Here is a 15,763-nt window from a genome sequence, read left to right on the forward strand (position 1 = left end):
GAATAATTCGATTTTAATGTCGCAAATATTGCGATTTTACTATTGGTTGATTCGATTAATATGGCGCCCAACACCACACATCACACCCCTTAAGGAACACTCATGAACAACATCCTCAACGCCGTAGTTGCCAGCCGTGCCAGCTGGGGCCTGAGCATCATCCGTATTCTGGTCGGTATCATCTTCATGGCCCATGGCGCGCAGAAGCTCTTCGGCCTGTTTGGCGGCGGCGGCCTGGCGGGGACTGCGCAGTTCATGGAAAGCCTTGGCCTGGCGCCAGGCCTGCTGATGGCGCTGCTGTCCGGCGGTGCCGAGTTCTTCGGCGGCCTGGCCCTGGTGATCGGCTTGCTGGTACGGCCAGCGGCGCTGGCGCTGACCGTGACGTTGATCGTGGCGATCTTCTCGGTGCATATCGGCAATGGGTTGTTCATGGCCAACAACGGCTATGAGTTTGCCCTGGCGTTGATGGCGGGGACGCTGGCGGTGCTGGTCGAGGGGGCAGGGCGGGGGTCTTTGGACCGGTTGATTGCTCGCTAAGGTTGGGTCGATCCGGGTGAGGCAGCGCTGCTGCCTCACCTTTGCGCCTTTACGGCGCCTTACTTTGTTCAGTCGAAACAATAGTAAGCCAAAATTCTCGCCCACCAGGGGCCCTACGCTTCGCTCTTGCTTGCCTGACTCTGTGGGAGCGGCGGTGCGACGACTCGACCTGACCCGCGATGCGATGTGGCAGGCGGGACGCTATCGCGGGGTAAGCCCGCTCCTACAGTCACATGTTGACATCCCACCCGCAGCTTCTCTAGGATGCTGACTTGCGCCGATTTAAACAGCTACTTGCGGGGCGCAGGGTTTCCTCTTCGGGGGTTTCACCAAATACCGCTAAAACGCTGGTTCGGTGACGCCTCCCACCGCAGCCCAGCGGGTTTTGCGAGGCGGAGATCTACTCCATGAGTTGTCCACGTTCCAGTGTTTGCCTGACCCCCTTGCCTGCCAGCCAGGCTACGCGCACGCCGCGTATTCTCTTGGGCGGCAGCCATCAGCCAACACTTCTGCGCTACCTCGATGGCTGGCCACGCCGTAAAGGCCGTGCCACTGCCTTCCTGATCCAGTTTGCCGACACCTGCGCCTCGCTTGGCCAGTTCGCCAACGACCGTTTCGATCTGGCGGTGATTCAGTCGCCCAGCGCCGAAGATGCCGCCGAAGTTCTCGGTCACCTGACCCGTGTCGCTCGACAGGGCCTGATCACCCGGGCTTGAGTGACAGCCCGGGTTAGCCGCTCAATGTGCCTTGGCTTTCCTGATCCGTAGCACAATCACCAGCATGATCAATACCACCACCGGCGCCATACCCAGCAGCGCCTCGCGTGCGCTGATCTGCGCGCCCAGGGTGTGCAGGCCGGCATAGAACAGTTTGAACAGGCTCAGCAGGTAGTAGCTGATCGCGATGATCGACAGGCCTTCCACTGCCCGCTGGATCTTGATCTGGGTATCGGCGCGGGCGTTGAGGCTGCGCAGGATCTCGGCGTTCTGTTCTTCCATCTCGACCTGCACCCGCGCCTGCAGCAGGTCGCCGAGGTTGGCCACGCTCTCGGCCAGGTGTTCCAGGCGTTGTTCGGTGACCGCGCAATAACGCACGGTGGGCTTGAAACGCCGCTCGATGAACACTCCCAGCCGCTGGCAATCACCGACATGGCTCTCCCGCAGCTCGCCCAGGCGCTCGAACACCAGTTGCGCGTAGGCCTGGGTGGCGCTGAAGCGATGGCGGTGCTTGACCGTGCTGCCGACCACCTGGCGCGACAGCTGAGCGATGTCGGCGAGCAATGCCTTGGCATTGCCGCCGTCACTGCTGACGTTACGCTCCGACAGGCTGACCAGCTTGCGGTCATAGGCGTCCAGTTGCGGGCTCAGGGCCTTGGCGGCGGTCAGCGACAATGACGCCATCATCCGGTAGGTCTCGATCTCCAGCAGGCGGCGGATCATTCGTCCCTGGCGGTAGGCATTGAGCCGGCGGTTGATGAACAGGAAGCGGTTGGTGCCATCTGCGGTCAGGCGAAAATCGCTCCACACCACGGCATCGCCGCCGCCTACGCAGGAGCCGCAGGGGTCTTTGAAGCCATAACGGCTCAGGTCCAGGTCCTGTTCGTCGCGCACCAGCACCTGCACCGCGTTGATCATCTGCTCGCGGTAGGGCTCGACGCCTGCGGCGAGGGCCGGGGGCAGGGTGGTCCAGTTCAGCTCGCCGCTGGCGGCGGGCACCACCAGCGTCAGGGTGAAGAACTCGGAATGGCGCTCCCATTTGAACGGATGACCGTCCAGCCGGGTGATGCCCTGTGCGGCATCGGGCTCGAAGGCGTCCGGGCAGCAACGCTGCAACAGGGCATTGCAGTCGGCATCGGTGCCGAGAAACGCCAGATGGAAGACATGCGCCGGTTCGTCGAAGTACAGCGACGGACGGGCGTGCAGCTCGTTGTGCAAGGCGGTGCGTTGGGCGTGCATGCGGGTCAGACCGTATTGTTGTGGTTGTCTGCGGTTTCACTCTTGGGACTGGAGCCGACAGGCACAAGTCACGTGCAGTTGCGCCGCGCCTCGACAGGGTTGATGATCAGGCCCTGCAAGCCACTCAGTCAGCCTGGAAGCGAGAATTTTTGTTGAGTACGCAAATCATCACGAAGGAAGGTCACGAAGCGCTCAAGCAGGAGCTGGACCATCTGTGGCGGGTAAAGCGTCCCGATATCACCCAGAAAGTCACCTGGGCAGCGTCCCTGGGCGATCGCAGCGAGAACGCCGATTACCAGTACAACAAGAAGCTTCTGCGTGAGATTGACCGCCGCGTGCGCTACCTGCGCAAGCGCCTGGAAGACATGCGTGTGGTGGAGTACTCGCCGGAGCAGGAGGGCCGGGTGTTTTTCGGCGCCTGGGTCGAGATCGAGAACGAGGAGGGCGAGACCAAGCGCTTTCGCATCGTCGGCTACGACGAAATCTACGGGCGCATGGACTACATCTCGATCGACTCACCCATGGCCCGCGCGTTGCTGAAAAAAGAGGTCGGCGATGAAGTCATCGTCCAGACCCCTTCCGGCGAGATGTGCTGGTGGGTCAACGCCATCGACTACGTCAAACCCTGATCAGCCCTCGCGCAGTACTGCCAGCGGGCTGGCATTGAGCGCCCGGCGCGTGCCGTAGACCCCGGCACCGCCGACCAGCAGGGCGCCGATGACCGGCAGCAGCAGTAGCCACGGGTGCGGGCTCCAGTGCAGGTCGAAGGCATAACGGTACAGCACCAGGGTGATCAGCTCGCAACCGATCGCTGCCAGCAGGCCGCTGGCCGCCCCCAGCAGGCCGAACTCGATACGCCGTGCCTTGACCAGCAACCCGCGCCCGGCGCCCAGGGCGCGGAGCAGGGCGCCTTGGCGAATGCGTTCGTCGAGGGTCGCCTGCAAGCCGGCGAACAGCACCGCCAGGCCTGCCGCCAGCACGAACAACAGCACGTACTCCACCGCCAGGGTGACCTGGGCGAGGATGCTGCGCAGCTGCGCCAGCAACGCGTCGACCTGGAGGATGGTCACCGCCGGGAACGCCCGCGACAGCGCGACCACCTGCTGGTCATGCCCGGGTGCCAGATAGAAGCTGGTCAGGTAGGTGGTCGGCAGGTCCTGCAGGGTTTCAGGCTGGAAGATCATGTAGAAGTTGGGCTGGAAGCTGTCCCAGTTGACCGTGCGCAGGCTGGTGACTTGCACCTGGCGTTGCAGGCCACCAATGGTGAAGGTCAGCTGGTCGCCGAGTTTGAGCTTGAGGCTCAGGGCCAGCTCGGCTTCCACTGAAACACCGGGCAAGGCATCGGCTGCAGGTTTGACCTGCCACCACTGGCCTTCGCTCAGGGTGTTGCCCTGCGGCAGGTCGGCGGCCCAGGTCAGGCTCAGGTCGCGCTGCACGGCGCGGTCGCCGGTGGATTCCTTGCTGACAATCTGTTGCACCGGCTCGCCGTTGATGGCGGTCAGGCGCCCGGGGATTACCGGGTACAGCGGTGCGGCCTCGGCGGAGAACTCGGTCAGGCGTTGGGCGAAGTTGTTCTTGTCGTCGGGCAGGATGTTCAGGGCGAAGTAGTTGGGCGCGTCCTTGGGCAACTGGTTCTGCCAGGTGTCGAGCAGCTCGGCACGCAGCAGGGCGATCAGGGCCATGGCCAGCAGGATCAGGCCGAAGGCCAGGGACTGCCCGGCAGCCGCCAGTGGGTGGCGCAGCAATTGGCCAAGGCCCAGGCGCCAAGCCAGCGGGCTGTCGGCAAGCAAGCGCCGCAGGCTGCGCAGGCCGAGCAACAGTAGCCCGCCCAGCAGCAAGGCGGCGACCAGGCCACCGCCGAGCAGGGCGAAGGTCAGCAGCAGGTCGAGGCTCAGGCGCCACATGATCAGGCCCAGGGCGAACAGCGCGGCGCCGTACACCAGCCAGCTGCTGGCCGGTACCGGTAGCAGGTCGCGACGCAGCACCCGCAGGGGTGGCACCCGGCCAAGGGCGGCCAGCGGCGGCAGGGCGAACCCGGCCAGGGCCACCAGGCCGGTGGCGATACCGGCCAGGGCCGGACCGACACCGCCAGGAGGAATCTGCGCCGGCATCAGACCTTGCAGCAATTCGAACAAGCCCAGTTGGGCCAGCCAGCCAAGCGCTGCGCCGCACACGGCGGCGATGCTGCCGAGAATCGCCAGTTGCAGGCAGAACAGGCTCAATGCCTGGCGGCGCGACAAGCCCAGGCAGCGCAGCAGGGCGCTGGCATCGAAACGCCGGGTAGCGAAGCGGCTGGCCGACAGCGCCACGGCAACACCTGCGAGCAGCACCGCCACCAGGCTGGCCATGTTCAGGTAACGTTCGGCCTTGCCCAGGGCGCCGCCGATCTGCTGGTTGCCATCCCGTGAATCCTGCAGGCGCTGGTTGGCGGCGAGGTTGTTGCTGAGCGCATCGCGGTAGCTGGCCAGGGCATCGGGCTCGCCACGCCAGAGTTCGCGGTAGCTGACCCGGCTGCCCGGTTGCACTACCCCGGTGGCCTCAAGGTCGGCGAGGTTGATCAGTACCCGCGGGGTCAGGCTATAGAAGTTGCCGGCACGGTCGGGTTCGTAGGTCAGCACCCGGCTCATGCGCAGGGTTTTCATGCCTACATCGATGCTGTCGCCTATTTTCAGGTCCAGCGCTGCCAGCAGCCGCGGTTCGACCCAGGCCTCGCCCGGCGCCGGGCCGCCGCCAGCGGTTTCGACGCCATAGGGTTCGGCGGCGCTGCGCAACTCGCCGCGCAGCGGATAGGCATCGTTGGCCGCCTTGATGCTCGACAGCTGAATGCCGTTGTCGGTGGCGATCACGCTGGAAAACTCGACCACCCGGGCGTGTTGCAAGCCCAGCGCGGTGCCGCGGTTGACCTGCCCGGGCTCTGCGGGCGAGCTGCCCTGCAGCACCAGGTCGGCGCCGAGGAACTCGGTAGCCCGCAACAGCATGGCGCCGTTGAGGCGGGCACCGAAATAGCCGATGGCGGTACTGGCCGCCACCGCTACCAGCAGGGCGAAGAACAGCACGCGCAACTCGCCGGCGCGGGCGTCGCGCAGCAACTGGCGCAGGGCCAGGGGGAACAACGGCAAGCGCTTCATCAAGGCTCCAGCGGCGCGACCAGGTGGCCGGCGTCCAGGCGGATCAGACGACGGCAGCGCTGGGCCAGGCGTTCGTCATGGGTGACCAGTACCAGGGTGGTGCCGCGTTCCTTGTTCAAGTCGAACAGCAGGTCGCTGATGCGCTCGCCGGTATGGCTGTCGAGGTTGCCGGTGGGCTCGTCGGCAAACAGCACCGCAGGCTCGGCGGCAAAGGCGCGGGCGATCGCCACCCGTTGTTGCTCGCCACCGGACAGCTGGCGTGGCGAGTGGCTCAGGCGCTGGCCCAGGCCGACCCGCTCAAGCAGGCTGCGGGCGTGCTCGCGGGCATCGCGGCGACCGTCCAGCTCCAGTGGCAGCATGACGTTTTCCAGCGCGTTGAGGCTGTCGAGCAACTGGAACGACTGGAACACGAAGCCGACATGCTCGGCCCGCACCCGCGCGCGCTGGTCTTCATCCAGCGGGCCGAGGTCGTGGCCGGCCAGGGTCACGGAGCCGGCGCTGGGCAGGTCGAGCCCGGCCAGCAGGCCGAGCAGGGTCGATTTGCCCGAGCCCGAGGCGCCGACGATCGCCAGGCTGTCGCCCTGTTTCAATTCCAGCGAGAGTTCGTGCAGGATGGTCAGGTCGCCTTCCGCGCTGGGGACCACTTTGCTAAGGTTGCGCGCACTGAGAATGCTGGGGCCCATGGAGAATCCGATGCGAGTGTGGTTATTGAGTGCTGGCCTGGCCTTGATGTGCATGGCCCAGGGCGCAGCAGCGGGGACCGTGCTGATTGTCGGCGATAGTATCAGTGCCGCTTTCGGCCTGGATACCCGCGAGGGTTGGGTTGCCTTGCTGGAAAAACGCCTGAAGAACGAGGGTTTCGACGCCAAGGTGGTCAATGCCTCGATCAGCGGCGACACCAGTGCCGGAGGCCAGGCGCGGCTGCCGGCGCTGCTTGCAGAGCACAAGCCGGAGCTGGTGGTGCTTGAATTGGGCGGCAACGATGGCCTGCGCGGGCATCTGCCAACGCAATTGCAACAAAATCTTGCCTCGATGATCGACAAGTCGCGAGCTGCCGGCGCCAAGGTGCTGTTGCTGGGCATGCGCCTGCCGCCCAACTACGGCAAGCGTTACAACGAGGCCTTCGCCAAGGTGTATGAAAACCTGGCGACGGAAAAACAGGTGCCGCTGGTGCCGTTCTTTCTCGAAGGGGTGGGCGGTGTGCCCGAGCTGATGCAGGCCGATGGCATTCATCCGGGGCAGGGCGCCCAGGCCAGGTTGCTGGAAAATGCCTGGCCGCAACTAAAACCGCTGCTTTGACGCTTTTATAGTGACCGGCTTTCGGCTAATGTTGCGCCCCCGATTTGGAGCCCCCGATGCCGCGTCCCGCCTGGTCCCTGTATGCCTATCAATTGATCGAGCCTGACGAACAGCTTGACCTGTTCGCCTGCCAGGAGATCCGCGTCCACCTGGTAGCCCGCCAGCTCGAGCTCGGTGGCTCGGCCGACCGTACCCTGTGCGGCACCCTGTTGCCGGCGCAACCGCGCTGGTCGCAGGCCGAGCGCAGCATTTACCGTGACCGCCGCCTGTGTTCGCTGTGCCGGGCGATTCTCGATGCCCAGCGCCGTGGCACACGGCCGGTATGGCCCGAGCTGTAACCTGCCGATATAACCTTTCATCCCCTGTACGGCCAACTGCGCCCGGGACATCTCCCGATTACGCGGGTGCCGGTGTACAATCGATTGCTTGACTCAATTGAATTAGCGAAGGATTTCCCGGATGTTGCCGCGCTTTCCCGCCGTCACCCGTTGCCTGTCCCTGGCCGCCCTGTTGGCGGCAGGTCCCGCCGCTGCGCTGGAGTTCCCCCTGCCGCCTCCCGGTGAAGACGTCATCGGCCAGGTCCAGGTGATCAAGGCCAAGTACGAAGACACCTTTGCCGACATCGGCACCGCCAACGACCTGGGCTACCTGGAAATGATCGCCGCCAACCCCGGCGTCGACCCGTGGCTGCCGGGCGCCGGCACCGAAATCATCCTGCCGACCCGCTTTATCCTGCCGCCGGGGCCGCGCGAAGGCATCGTCATCAACCTGGCCGAGTACCGCATGTACTACTACCCGAAAGGGCAGAACGTGGTGCACACCTACCCGCTGGGTATCGGTCGTGAAGGCTGGGGCTCGCCGATCGCCAATACCAAGGTTACCGCCAAGACCCCGAACCCCACCTGGACGCCACCGGCCTCGATCCGCAAGGAACACGCCGAAGACGGCGATATCCTCCCGACCGTGGTACCGGCTGGCCCGGACAACCCGCTGGGGCCGTTCAAGTTCACCCTTGGCGTGCCGGGTTACCTGATCCACGGTTCAAACAAGAAGTTCGGCATCGGCATGCGCACCAGCCACGGCTGCTTCCGCATGTTCAACAACAACGTGCTGGAGCTGGCCAAGATGGCCCCGGTCGGCGTGCCGGTACGCATCATCAACGAGCCGTACAAGTTCGGCCTCAGTGCCGGCAAGGTCTACCTCGAGGCGCACACGCCGCTTGACGACAAAGGCGACCCGTCGGTGGTCGACAAGCACACCGCGGTCATCAACGCGCTGCTCAAGCGTGAAGACCTGGCCAACAACCTGCGCATGAACTGGGACATGGTCCGTGACGTGGTCGCCGCCGAAGACGGCATGCCGGTGGAGATCGCCGTGCCCAATGGCGCTGGCGGCCCGGCACCGATGGTTTCCAGCGTGCCTTACGACATGCAGTAAGCCATTCCTGCTATACCCGAGGCCTGCCATCGTGCAGGCCTCGTCGTTTCTGGCGTTGCACTTTGCTGGCGGCAATAAAAAAGCCGACCCACAAGTGGGTCGGCTTCCAATAACAATCCCGAAGGACTATTACTTGCGGCTGGCTTTGTCCAGCATACGCAGAGCGCGCTCGTTAGCTTCGTCAGCGGTCTGTTGTGCTTTTTGAGCAGCAGCCAGAGCGTCGTCAGCTTTGCGATAGGCTTCATCGGCACGAGCTTGTGCACGAGCAGCTGCGTCTTCGGTAGCGGTCAGACGAGCTTCGGTTTCTTTGGATACGCTGCTGCAACCGGTTGCCAGAACTGCGGCCAGAGCCAGAGCAGAAAATTTCAGAACGTTGTTCATCGTGTTCCCCTTCAAGGACTTTCTATTAAATAGCCATCTCTCAAGAAAGAGAAACTGGCCGGCGTACATAGTACCCATTACTTGTAGTAAGTAAACTGACAGAGCGCAAGAACTGCAAAAAAATGCGCCTGTCCCGGGTCCGCCACAGCCTTATGTAGAAAAACTGTGAAGGCGCCGCATGCGCGGGTGCTAACAAGTGTAGCAAGTGTGTATTTTGTTGAACTAAAAGTGACTTAAAGTGTCATCCTTCGTCATAGCACTACAACATCCGGCAACTGTTCAGGCCGATGCTCGTCGCCCTGTCCGCGTGCCCCAAGTGGATGAAATTTGCGACCAGCCACCTTGAGCATCTGGGCATGGGGCGCCTACTATTTGTACGTGCTCACTTGCCAGAGAACAGCCATGCTCTTCTCGCTGTCCAAAGGGGCACGGGGTGGCGTAGAGGTTCCTTCGCCGGACAAACATCGGTAAGGTAGGGGTCATAGCACAAGACCCGCGAGGAGTAGTGATGAGCGAGGCGTTGTCCATCCACCATGACCAGGCTGGTCATCAGTTCGAGACCAATGTGGACGGTCATCGTGCTTACCTGACCTACATGGACCTGGGTAAGCAGACCCTGGATATCTACCGCACGTTCGTACCGAACGCATTGCGTGGCCGGGGTATCGCTGCGGCACTCACCGAACAGGCGCTCAAGTACGCCGAAGACATGGGCTATACCGTGATCCCGTCGTGCTCCTACGTCGAACGTTACATGGAACGTCAGCAAAAGCACGCCACCAACAAGGCCTGAGGATCGCGAAGGGCAGCCATTAGTGCTGCTCTTCAACGCACCAACAAAAACGCCGGGCAATTGCCCGGCGTTGTTGTATCTGCCTGTCAGTCGCGCTGGCGTTTGGGCAACACGTCCTTGAGCTTGGCGTGCATGCTGCGCAGGGTCTTCTCGGTGGACTCCCAGTCGATGCAGGCGTCGGTGATGGACACACCGTACTGCAGGTCGTTGAGGTCTTTCGGGATCGCCTGGCAGCCCCAGTTCAGGTGGCTTTCGACCATCAGGCCGATGATCGACTGGTTGCCTTCGAGGATCTGGTTGGCGACGTTCTCCATCACCAGCGGCTGCAGGGCCGGGTCTTTGTTGGAGTTGGCGTGGCTGCAGTCGACCATGATGTTCGGCTTGATCCTGGCCTTGGCCAGGGCCTGTTCGCACAGGGCGACGCTGACCGAGTCATAGTTGGGCTTGCCGTTGCCGCCGCGCAGCACCACGTGGCCGTAGGCGTTGCCCTTGGTGGTGACGATGGACACGCCGCCTTCCTGGTTGATGCCGAGGAAACGGTGCGGGCTGGAAACCGACTGCAGGGCGTTGATGGCAACGGTCAGGCCGCCGTCGGTGCCATTCTTGAAGCCGACCGCCGAGGACAGGCCCGAGGCCATTTCGCGGTGGGTCTGGGATTCGGTGGTACGGGCGCCGATGGCCGACCAGCTGATCAGGTCCTGCAGGTACTGCGGAGAGATCGGGTCGAGTGCTTCGGTGGCGGTAGGCAGGCCCATTTCCGCCAGGTCCAGCAGTAGCTGGCGACCGATGTGCAGGCCGTCCTGGATCTTGAACGAGTCGTCCAGGTACGGGTCGTTGATAAGGCCTTTCCAGCCGACCGTGGTCCGCGGCTTTTCGAAATACACGCGCATGACCAGGTACAGGGTGTCGGACACCTCTGCCGCCAGCACCTTGAGGCGCTCGGCGTACTCGTGGGCAGCCTTGATGTCGTGGATCGAGCAGGGGCCGATCACCACGAACAGGCGGTGGTCCTTGCCGTCGAGGATATTGCGCACCACTTCGCGACCGGCAGTCACGGTCTGCAGGGCGGTAGCGCTGAGGGGGATTTCCTTCTTGAGCTGATCGGGGGTGATCAAGGTCTCGTTGGAGGCAACGTTTAGGTCATCGATCGGTAAATCAGCCATCGTGTTACTCGTCAGGTCACGGGTGCCGGCCGCCAGCGATCCCCGTGCGGCGGAGCAGCGAAAATTGTACGCAGCGGGGAGCCGAACCTTAGCGCGTTACACTGTGGCTCGACAATGGGCACGGGCCGCTTTCCTGCAAGGAAAGGCCCATAGGCACGGGGTTTTTACCCAGGAACGAGGATTTCCCGGGTATGACTTGCCTCAAGGCTGGCATCGGAGAACTCGCCGGCGTGCAGGCTGACCCACTGCTGGGCGAGGGCTTCGACGTCCGCATCGGGGCTTTCGGCCTGGCAGAAGTGCTGGATCTGACACACCTGTTCGCCCATGCGTGCGCCAAACAGCGCTTGCTCGTCGATGAAGGCAATGCCCACCCGATAGCCGTCCTGTTGCTTCTGGCACCAGGCCACATAACCGGGATAGCGTGCCTCGGCGCCGAGGGAGGGGATGAGCATCTCCACCGCCATGCCCCGTCGGTAGGCCCGTGGGTGGTTGCAGGCGATTCCGCCCAGGCTGATAGTGTGCAGCCGTTGGCGGAACAGTTTGGGCGACTGACGCAGGGTCAGCTCCACCGGAACATCGTCCGGGTGCAGCAGGAAGCCACGCATGCTCGACTCCGTGTCGATTTTTTGACCTTGTTCGCCTGAGTATAGTTAAGGATCGTAAAGCGGTTGATTTACGTGTAAAAAAATTGAACAAAAAATGAACGGTTGAGGAGAGCAGGATGAACACGAGCAGCCCGCGTATCGGCGTGATCGGAACCGGCGCCATTGGTGGCTTCTATGGCCTGATGCTGGCGCGTGCCGGGTTCGAGGTGCATTTCCTCTTGCGCAGTGAATTCGACGCCGTTCAGCTCAACGGATTGCGGGTCGACAGTGCCGTGCATGGCACCGTGCAGATGCAGGTCCGGGCCTATGCCGATGCCACCGACATGCCGCCCTGCGACTGGCTGTTGGTCGGCGCCAAGACCACCAGCAACGCCGAGCTTGCACCCTTGATCGCCAAGGTAGCGGCGCCTGATGCCAAGGTGCTGCTGCTGCAGAACGGCCTGGGCGTCGAGGACCAACTGCAGCCGCTGTTACCCGCCAATCTGCACCTGCTCGGCGGCTTGTGCTTTATCTGCGTCAACCGCGAAGCGCCGGGGGTGATCCGCCATCAGTCGCTGGGGGCGGTGAACCTGGGGTATCACAGTGGTCCGGCGGCGGATGAAGACAGCCGTCAGCAAATTGTCGAGGCCGGGGCTGCGTTGTTCCATGCCGCTGGCATCGACTCCCAGGCCATGACCAACCTGGCCCAGGCGCGTTGGCAAAAGCTGGTGTGGAATGTGCCCTACAATGGTTTGTCAGTGCTGCTCAAGGCCAGCACCACACCGCTGATGACCGATGCCGACAGCCGCGCCTTGATCCAGGCGCTGATGGCCGAGGTGGTGCAGGGCGCGCGCGCCTGCGGTTACGCGTTGCCGCCAGGCTATGCCGAACACCTGTTTGCGGTGACCGAGAAGATGCCCGACTACTGGCCGAGCATGTACCACGATTTTATCCAGCAGCGGCCATTGGAGCTGGCGGCGATTTATGCCGAGCCGTTGGCCCAGGCCAGGGCGGCGGGCTGTGAATTGCCGAAGATGCAGGCGCTGTATCAGGCTTTGGCCTTTATTGATCGGCAAACAGCATCGCGGGGCAAGCCCGCTCCCACAATGTAGGAGCGGGCTTGCCCCGCGATAAGGCCCCAAGGGGAACAGTACATGAGCAAGAATCTAGGCGACAAACTGGTCGTCGCCATCTCCTCCCGAGCGCTGTTCGACCTCAGCGAGAGTCACCGCCTGTACCTGGCCGAGGGCGTTGAAGCCTATCGCCAGTACCAGATCGAACACGAAGACGAAGTGCTCGAACCCGGTGACGCCTTCCCCCTGGTGCAAAAGCTCCTGGGCCTGAACGCCAGTCTTGGCCAGCCCCGGGTCGAGGTGGTGCTGGTGTCGCGCAACAGCGCCGACACCGGTCTGCGGGTATTCAACTCGATCGAGCATCATGGCCTGGGTATCTACCGCGCTGCCTTCGTTGGCGGCCGTAGTCCTTATCCTTATCTGGCGGCGTTTGGCGGTCACCTGTTCCTGTCCACCGATGCCGATGATGTGCGCAGTGCCCTGGAGGCCGGTTTTGCCGCTGCCACCATTCTCTCCGGTGGTGCCCGGCGCGCTGCCAGTGACGAACTGCGCATCGCTTTCGACGGTGACGCGGTGCTGTTTTCCGATGAGTCCGAACGGGTCTACCAGCTTGGCGGTCTCGAAGCCTTCCAGGCCAGCGAGCGCCAGTCAGCCCGCGAGCCGTTGCGCGGCGGGCCGTTCAAACCATTTTTGGCGGCACTGAACCTGTTGCAGAAGGAGTTCCCCGAAGGCGCCTGTCCGATCCGCACGGCACTGGTAACAGCCCGCTCGGCACCGGCCCACGAGCGAGTGATCCGTACCTTGCGCGAGTGGGATATCCGCCTGGACGAGTCGCTGTTCCTCGGCGGTCTGGACAAATCGGCGTTCCTCGAAGCCTTCGCCGCCGATGTGTTTTTCGACGACCAGGCCGGCCACTGCGAACGGGCCCGCAGCGTCGTCGCCACTGGCCATGTGCCCCATGGCATCAGCAACGAACCGACCTTGGGCTAACGGGTAAACCTCGGCGCCGGACGGCCCTGCGACGGTTCTTGGCGCTGCTAAGCTGAAGCTTGCTCTGCCGTCATGGCAGTCGAGGAGGTCGAATGATCCATTCCATGCTGTATGCCACTGACCTCGGTGTGTACGCGCCTTTTGTCATGCAACACGCGCTGGCACTGGCGCGGACCTTCAACGCAGAGCTCTACGTCATCCATGCGGTCGAGCCCATGGGCCAGTTCGCCGAATCGCTGCTGCAGAGCTATCTGGACGAACAGACCCTCGATGAACTGCACAGCGAAGGCGTCACCACGGTGATGGCCAACATCGAACAAAGGGTTCTGGAAAACTTTCGTGACGAATTGGGCGAGGAGGCTGACCTGGCCCTGATCAAGGCCGTACGCGTGCGTCAGGGCGATCCGGCGCAGGTGATTCTCGAGCAGGCCCAGCGCCTGAGTGTCGACCTGCTGATCTTCGGTAGCCATAGCCAGGGCGCTGGCGTCGATATCCCGATCGGACGCACCGCGGTGCGCTTGCTGCAACTGTCGCCGGTGCCGGTGTATATGGTGCCGCTCGCGCAACACTTGGGGCGTAGGAAGTCTTAACTGCGTGGGGTAGGTGGGTTCCTGGAAGACTGCTAAAATAGTTCTAGATTTATTCTTCAAACCACTAATATAGTTATAAATCGTCGCTGCTGCCGGTGACGCCCAGCTGATTTGAGGGATACCTATGAAGCTTCAACAATTGCGCTACATCTGGGAAGTGGCGCACCACGACCTCAACGTCTCCGCGACAGCGCAGAGCCTGTATACGTCCCAGCCGGGCATCAGTAAGCAGATCCGCCTGCTCGAAGACGAGCTGGGCGTCGAAGTGTTCGCCCGCAGCGGCAAGCACCTGACCCGCGTGACTCCGGCCGGTGAGCGCATCATCACCACCGCCGGTGAGATCCTGCGCAAGGTCGAAAGCATCAAGCAGATCGCCCAGGAATTCTCCAACGAGAAAAAGGGCACCCTGTCGATCGCCACGACCCACACCCAGGCGCGTTATGCCCTGCCGCCGGTGATCAGCAGCTTCATCAAGCAGTACCCGGAAGTGGCCCTGCACATGCATCAGGGTTCGCCCATGCAGATTGCCGAGATGGCCGCTGACGGCACCGTCGATTTCGCCATCGCCACCGAAGCCCTGGAGCTGTTCGGCGACCTGGTGATGATGCCGTGCTACCGCTGGAACCGCTGCGTGGTGGTGCCGCAAGGCCACCCGCTGACCAAGCTGCCGAAGCTCACCCTTGAAGCCTTGGCCGAATACCCGATCGTCACCTACGTGTTCGGTTTCACCGGCCGTTCCAAGCTCGACGAAGCCTTCAGTCACCGCGGCCTGACCCCGAAAGTGGTATTCACCGCCGCCGACGCCGACGTGATCAAGACTTACGTGCGCCTGGGCCTGGGTGTCGGCATCGTCGCCAAGATGGCCGTCGACACCAAGCTCGACAATGACCTGGTAGTGCTCGATGCCAGCGAACTGTTCGAGTCCAGCGTGACCAAGATCGGTTTCCGCCGTGGCACTTTCCTGCGCGGCTTCATGTGCGACTTCATCGAGAAGTTCGCCCCGCACCTGACCCGTGAAGTGATGGCCAAGGCTATCGCATGTCACAACAAGCAAGAGCTTGAAGAGCTGTTCGACGGTGTCGAGTTGCCGGTGCACTGATCTGCGCGTGGTTGTCCGATGTTCAGAAAACGCCCCTTTTGGGGCGTTTTTTTGTGCGATTGAACCCTGTTTTTCTTTGGGAAATTTCCCAATCTTGCTGGGAGTGGTCCGACTTTTTGCGTCGGACATCTGCCGAATAATCCTCCTCGTCAACCGCCCTGCGCGGTGCGGCACAAGCCGGCGGACACACTCGCCGTCGGCACGTCGTCTGTGACGTTTTCACAGGTCTATTCGAGGAGAATTATTCATGAAGCGCACTTTTCTGGCCCTGCCTCTCGCCCTGCTGGCCGTTGGTAATGTATTCGCCGCCGACCCGCTGGAGAAACAAGTTACCGTAACGGCCACCATCCCGACCGAGAACTTCTATGTCGAGCCGGTGGGCGGCAACTGGATGAACGAACCGCAAAACATGGCCTGGAATGCCCTGCGCGAATCGCTTGAGCCGATCCGCAAGCAGCTGCAGGTCAAGAGCACCACCGGGGCGATTTCTGCGCGCCTGCTCAGCCCGGCGGTGATTAACAGCGGCGCCAACAGCATCGGCCTGGACGTTGCGGTCAACGGCACCGGTTTGACCACCACTTCGGTTCCGGTGGTGCCGGCAGCCGCGGCAGCGGCAGGCACCCTGGTCGCCTTTGACGTAGCCGCCCAGTCGGCCGGCCCGAGTGGCTACGTGCCGGGCAACTACCAGGGCATCGTCAACATGTTGTTCGAGACCGTCTCGCCGTAAGTCGCCA

Annotated in this window: 18 protein-coding genes; 12 read left to right on the forward strand and 6 right to left on the reverse strand. The window is 62.8% G+C overall.

The window, feature by feature from the left end; genetic code table 11:
* Window positions 1–102: 102 nt before the first annotated feature.
* Window positions 103–537, forward strand: coding sequence for a DoxX family protein (locus JV241A_RS08585; protein ID WP_134061957.1), 435 nt, complete (start codon window positions 103–105; stop codon window positions 535–537).
* A 407-nt stretch (window positions 538–944) separates the two neighbouring features.
* Window positions 945–1,253 (forward strand): hypothetical protein, encoded by a 309-nt coding sequence (locus JV241A_RS08590; RefSeq protein WP_115086172.1) that lies wholly within the window; start codon window positions 945–947, stop codon window positions 1,251–1,253.
* Window positions 1,254–1,274: 21 nt separating this feature from the next.
* On the opposite strand, the gene JV241A_RS08595 is transcribed toward JV241A_RS08590, so the two are convergent.
* Complete coding sequence (locus JV241A_RS08595; RefSeq protein WP_115086173.1) at window positions 1,275–2,492, reverse strand: DUF3422 domain-containing protein; 1,218 nt, start codon at window positions 2,490–2,492, stop codon at window positions 1,275–1,277.
* A 152-nt stretch (window positions 2,493–2,644) separates the two neighbouring features.
* Here JV241A_RS08595 and greB point away from each other — a divergent pair, with 152 nt between their 5' ends.
* Entirely contained in the window at window positions 2,645–3,121 is a 477-nt protein-coding gene (greB, locus tag JV241A_RS08600; protein WP_010222552.1) for a transcription elongation factor GreB, read from the forward strand.
* On the opposite strand, the gene JV241A_RS08605 is transcribed toward greB, so the two are convergent.
* Complete coding sequence (locus tag JV241A_RS08605) at window positions 3,122–5,620, reverse strand: ABC transporter permease (protein WP_115086174.1); 2,499 nt, start codon at window positions 5,618–5,620, stop codon at window positions 3,122–3,124. It abuts the gene before it with no gap.
* Window positions 5,620–6,303 carry an ABC transporter ATP-binding protein gene (locus JV241A_RS08610; RefSeq protein ID WP_010222550.1) on the reverse strand — a complete coding sequence of 228 codons (684 nt, stop codon included), beginning with the start codon at window positions 6,301–6,303 and terminating at the stop codon, window positions 5,620–5,622. Before JV241A_RS08610 ends, JV241A_RS08605 begins: the two co-directional genes overlap by 1 nt.
* A gap of 10 nt (window positions 6,304–6,313) precedes the next feature.
* Here JV241A_RS08610 and JV241A_RS08615 point away from each other — a divergent pair, with 10 nt between their 5' ends.
* From JV241A_RS08615 to JV241A_RS08625, 3 genes are all read left to right on the forward strand, one after another.
* Window positions 6,314–6,919: an arylesterase gene (locus JV241A_RS08615; protein WP_115086175.1), complete on the forward strand. Its 606-nt coding sequence runs from the start codon at window positions 6,314–6,316 to the stop codon at window positions 6,917–6,919.
* Between the two features lie 56 nt (window positions 6,920–6,975).
* The gene (locus JV241A_RS08620) at window positions 6,976–7,257 is read left to right on the forward strand and encodes a hypothetical protein (protein WP_010222548.1); all 282 of its coding nucleotides are present in this window, start codon (window positions 6,976–6,978) and stop codon (window positions 7,255–7,257) included.
* Window positions 7,258–7,378: 121 nt separating this feature from the next.
* Window positions 7,379–8,356 carry a L,D-transpeptidase family protein gene (locus JV241A_RS08625; protein WP_115086176.1) on the forward strand — a complete coding sequence of 326 codons (978 nt, stop codon included), beginning with the start codon at window positions 7,379–7,381 and terminating at the stop codon, window positions 8,354–8,356.
* Between the two features lie 129 nt (window positions 8,357–8,485).
* Here JV241A_RS08625 and oprI read toward each other — a convergent pair whose 3' ends face one another.
* Window positions 8,486–8,737: an outer membrane lipoprotei OprI gene (gene oprI / locus JV241A_RS08630; protein ID WP_003259780.1), complete on the reverse strand. Its 252-nt coding sequence runs from the start codon at window positions 8,735–8,737 to the stop codon at window positions 8,486–8,488.
* 508 nt (window positions 8,738–9,245) lie between these two features.
* On the opposite strand from oprI, the gene JV241A_RS08635 reads away from it, so the two are divergent.
* A complete protein-coding gene (locus tag JV241A_RS08635; RefSeq protein ID WP_010222546.1) occupies window positions 9,246–9,530 on the forward strand; it encodes a GNAT family N-acetyltransferase in 285 nt (94 codons plus the stop codon).
* A gap of 86 nt (window positions 9,531–9,616) precedes the next feature.
* Here the strand turns inward: JV241A_RS08635 and JV241A_RS08640 are convergent, their stop codons facing one another.
* Entirely contained in the window at window positions 9,617–10,693 is a 1,077-nt protein-coding gene (locus JV241A_RS08640; RefSeq protein ID WP_115086177.1) for a 3-deoxy-7-phosphoheptulonate synthase, read from the reverse strand.
* 164 nt (window positions 10,694–10,857) lie between these two features.
* A complete protein-coding gene (locus JV241A_RS08645) occupies window positions 10,858–11,298 on the reverse strand; it encodes a PilZ domain-containing protein (protein WP_115086178.1) in 441 nt (146 codons plus the stop codon).
* Between the two features lie 116 nt (window positions 11,299–11,414).
* On the opposite strand from JV241A_RS08645, the gene JV241A_RS08650 reads away from it, so the two are divergent.
* The 5 genes from JV241A_RS08650 (at window position 11,415) to JV241A_RS08670 (ending at window position 15,756) form a co-directional block, all read left to right on the forward strand.
* A complete protein-coding gene (locus JV241A_RS08650; protein WP_134061959.1) occupies window positions 11,415–12,389 on the forward strand; it encodes a putative 2-dehydropantoate 2-reductase in 975 nt (324 codons plus the stop codon).
* A gap of 42 nt (window positions 12,390–12,431) precedes the next feature.
* Entirely contained in the window at window positions 12,432–13,340 is a 909-nt protein-coding gene (locus JV241A_RS08655; RefSeq protein ID WP_134061961.1) for a 5'-nucleotidase, read from the forward strand.
* Between the two features lie 92 nt (window positions 13,341–13,432).
* A complete protein-coding gene (locus JV241A_RS08660) occupies window positions 13,433–13,930 on the forward strand; it encodes a universal stress protein (RefSeq protein WP_010222541.1) in 498 nt (165 codons plus the stop codon).
* Window positions 13,931–14,054: 124 nt separating this feature from the next.
* Window positions 14,055–15,029, forward strand: coding sequence for an HTH-type transcriptional regulator CysB (gene cysB / locus JV241A_RS08665; RefSeq protein WP_115086181.1), 975 nt, complete (start codon window positions 14,055–14,057; stop codon window positions 15,027–15,029).
* 247 nt (window positions 15,030–15,276) lie between these two features.
* Entirely contained in the window at window positions 15,277–15,756 is a 480-nt protein-coding gene (locus JV241A_RS08670; protein ID WP_115086182.1) for a CS1 type fimbrial major subunit, read from the forward strand.
* Window positions 15,757–15,763: the final 7 nt, after the last annotated feature.

Origin of the sequence: Pseudomonas sp. JV241A (assembly GCF_900275665.1) — a bacterium.
In the GTDB taxonomy this organism is placed as follows: Bacteria; Pseudomonadota; Gammaproteobacteria; order Pseudomonadales; family Pseudomonadaceae; genus Aquipseudomonas; species Aquipseudomonas wadenswilerensis.

What these genes read in the sequence shown, in the direction of transcription:
- JV241A_RS08585 (WP_134061957.1), top strand. Translation starts at nt 103, where the DNA reads ATGAACAACATCCTCAACGCCGTAGTTGCCAGCCGTGCCAGCTGGGGC.
- JV241A_RS08590 (WP_115086172.1), top strand. Translation starts at nt 945, where the DNA reads ATGAGTTGTCCACGTTCCAGTGTTTGCCTGACCCCCTTGCCTGCCAGC.
- JV241A_RS08595 (WP_115086173.1), bottom strand. Translation starts at nt 2,492, where the DNA reads ATGCACGCCCAACGCACCGCCTTGCACAACGAGCTGCACGCCCGTCCG.
- JV241A_RS08605 (WP_115086174.1), bottom strand. Translation starts at nt 5,620, where the DNA reads ATGAAGCGCTTGCCGTTGTTCCCCCTGGCCCTGCGCCAGTTGCTGCGC.
- JV241A_RS08610 (WP_010222550.1), bottom strand. Translation starts at nt 6,303, where the DNA reads ATGGGCCCCAGCATTCTCAGTGCGCGCAACCTTAGCAAAGTGGTCCCC.
- JV241A_RS08615 (WP_115086175.1), top strand. Translation starts at nt 6,314, where the DNA reads ATGCGAGTGTGGTTATTGAGTGCTGGCCTGGCCTTGATGTGCATGGCC.
- JV241A_RS08620 (WP_010222548.1), top strand. Translation starts at nt 6,976, where the DNA reads ATGCCGCGTCCCGCCTGGTCCCTGTATGCCTATCAATTGATCGAGCCT.
- JV241A_RS08625 (WP_115086176.1), top strand. Translation starts at nt 7,379, where the DNA reads ATGTTGCCGCGCTTTCCCGCCGTCACCCGTTGCCTGTCCCTGGCCGCC.
- oprI (WP_003259780.1), bottom strand. Translation starts at nt 8,737, where the DNA reads ATGAACAACGTTCTGAAATTTTCTGCTCTGGCTCTGGCCGCAGTTCTG.
- JV241A_RS08635 (WP_010222546.1), top strand. Translation starts at nt 9,246, where the DNA reads ATGAGCGAGGCGTTGTCCATCCACCATGACCAGGCTGGTCATCAGTTC.
- JV241A_RS08640 (WP_115086177.1), bottom strand. Translation starts at nt 10,693, where the DNA reads ATGGCTGATTTACCGATCGATGACCTAAACGTTGCCTCCAACGAGACC.
- JV241A_RS08645 (WP_115086178.1), bottom strand. Translation starts at nt 11,298, where the DNA reads ATGCGTGGCTTCCTGCTGCACCCGGACGATGTTCCGGTGGAGCTGACC.
- JV241A_RS08650 (WP_134061959.1), top strand. Translation starts at nt 11,415, where the DNA reads ATGAACACGAGCAGCCCGCGTATCGGCGTGATCGGAACCGGCGCCATT.
- JV241A_RS08655 (WP_134061961.1), top strand. Translation starts at nt 12,432, where the DNA reads ATGAGCAAGAATCTAGGCGACAAACTGGTCGTCGCCATCTCCTCCCGA.
- JV241A_RS08660 (WP_010222541.1), top strand. Translation starts at nt 13,433, where the DNA reads ATGATCCATTCCATGCTGTATGCCACTGACCTCGGTGTGTACGCGCCT.
- cysB (WP_115086181.1), top strand. Translation starts at nt 14,055, where the DNA reads ATGAAGCTTCAACAATTGCGCTACATCTGGGAAGTGGCGCACCACGAC.
- JV241A_RS08670 (WP_115086182.1), top strand. Translation starts at nt 15,277, where the DNA reads ATGAAGCGCACTTTTCTGGCCCTGCCTCTCGCCCTGCTGGCCGTTGGT.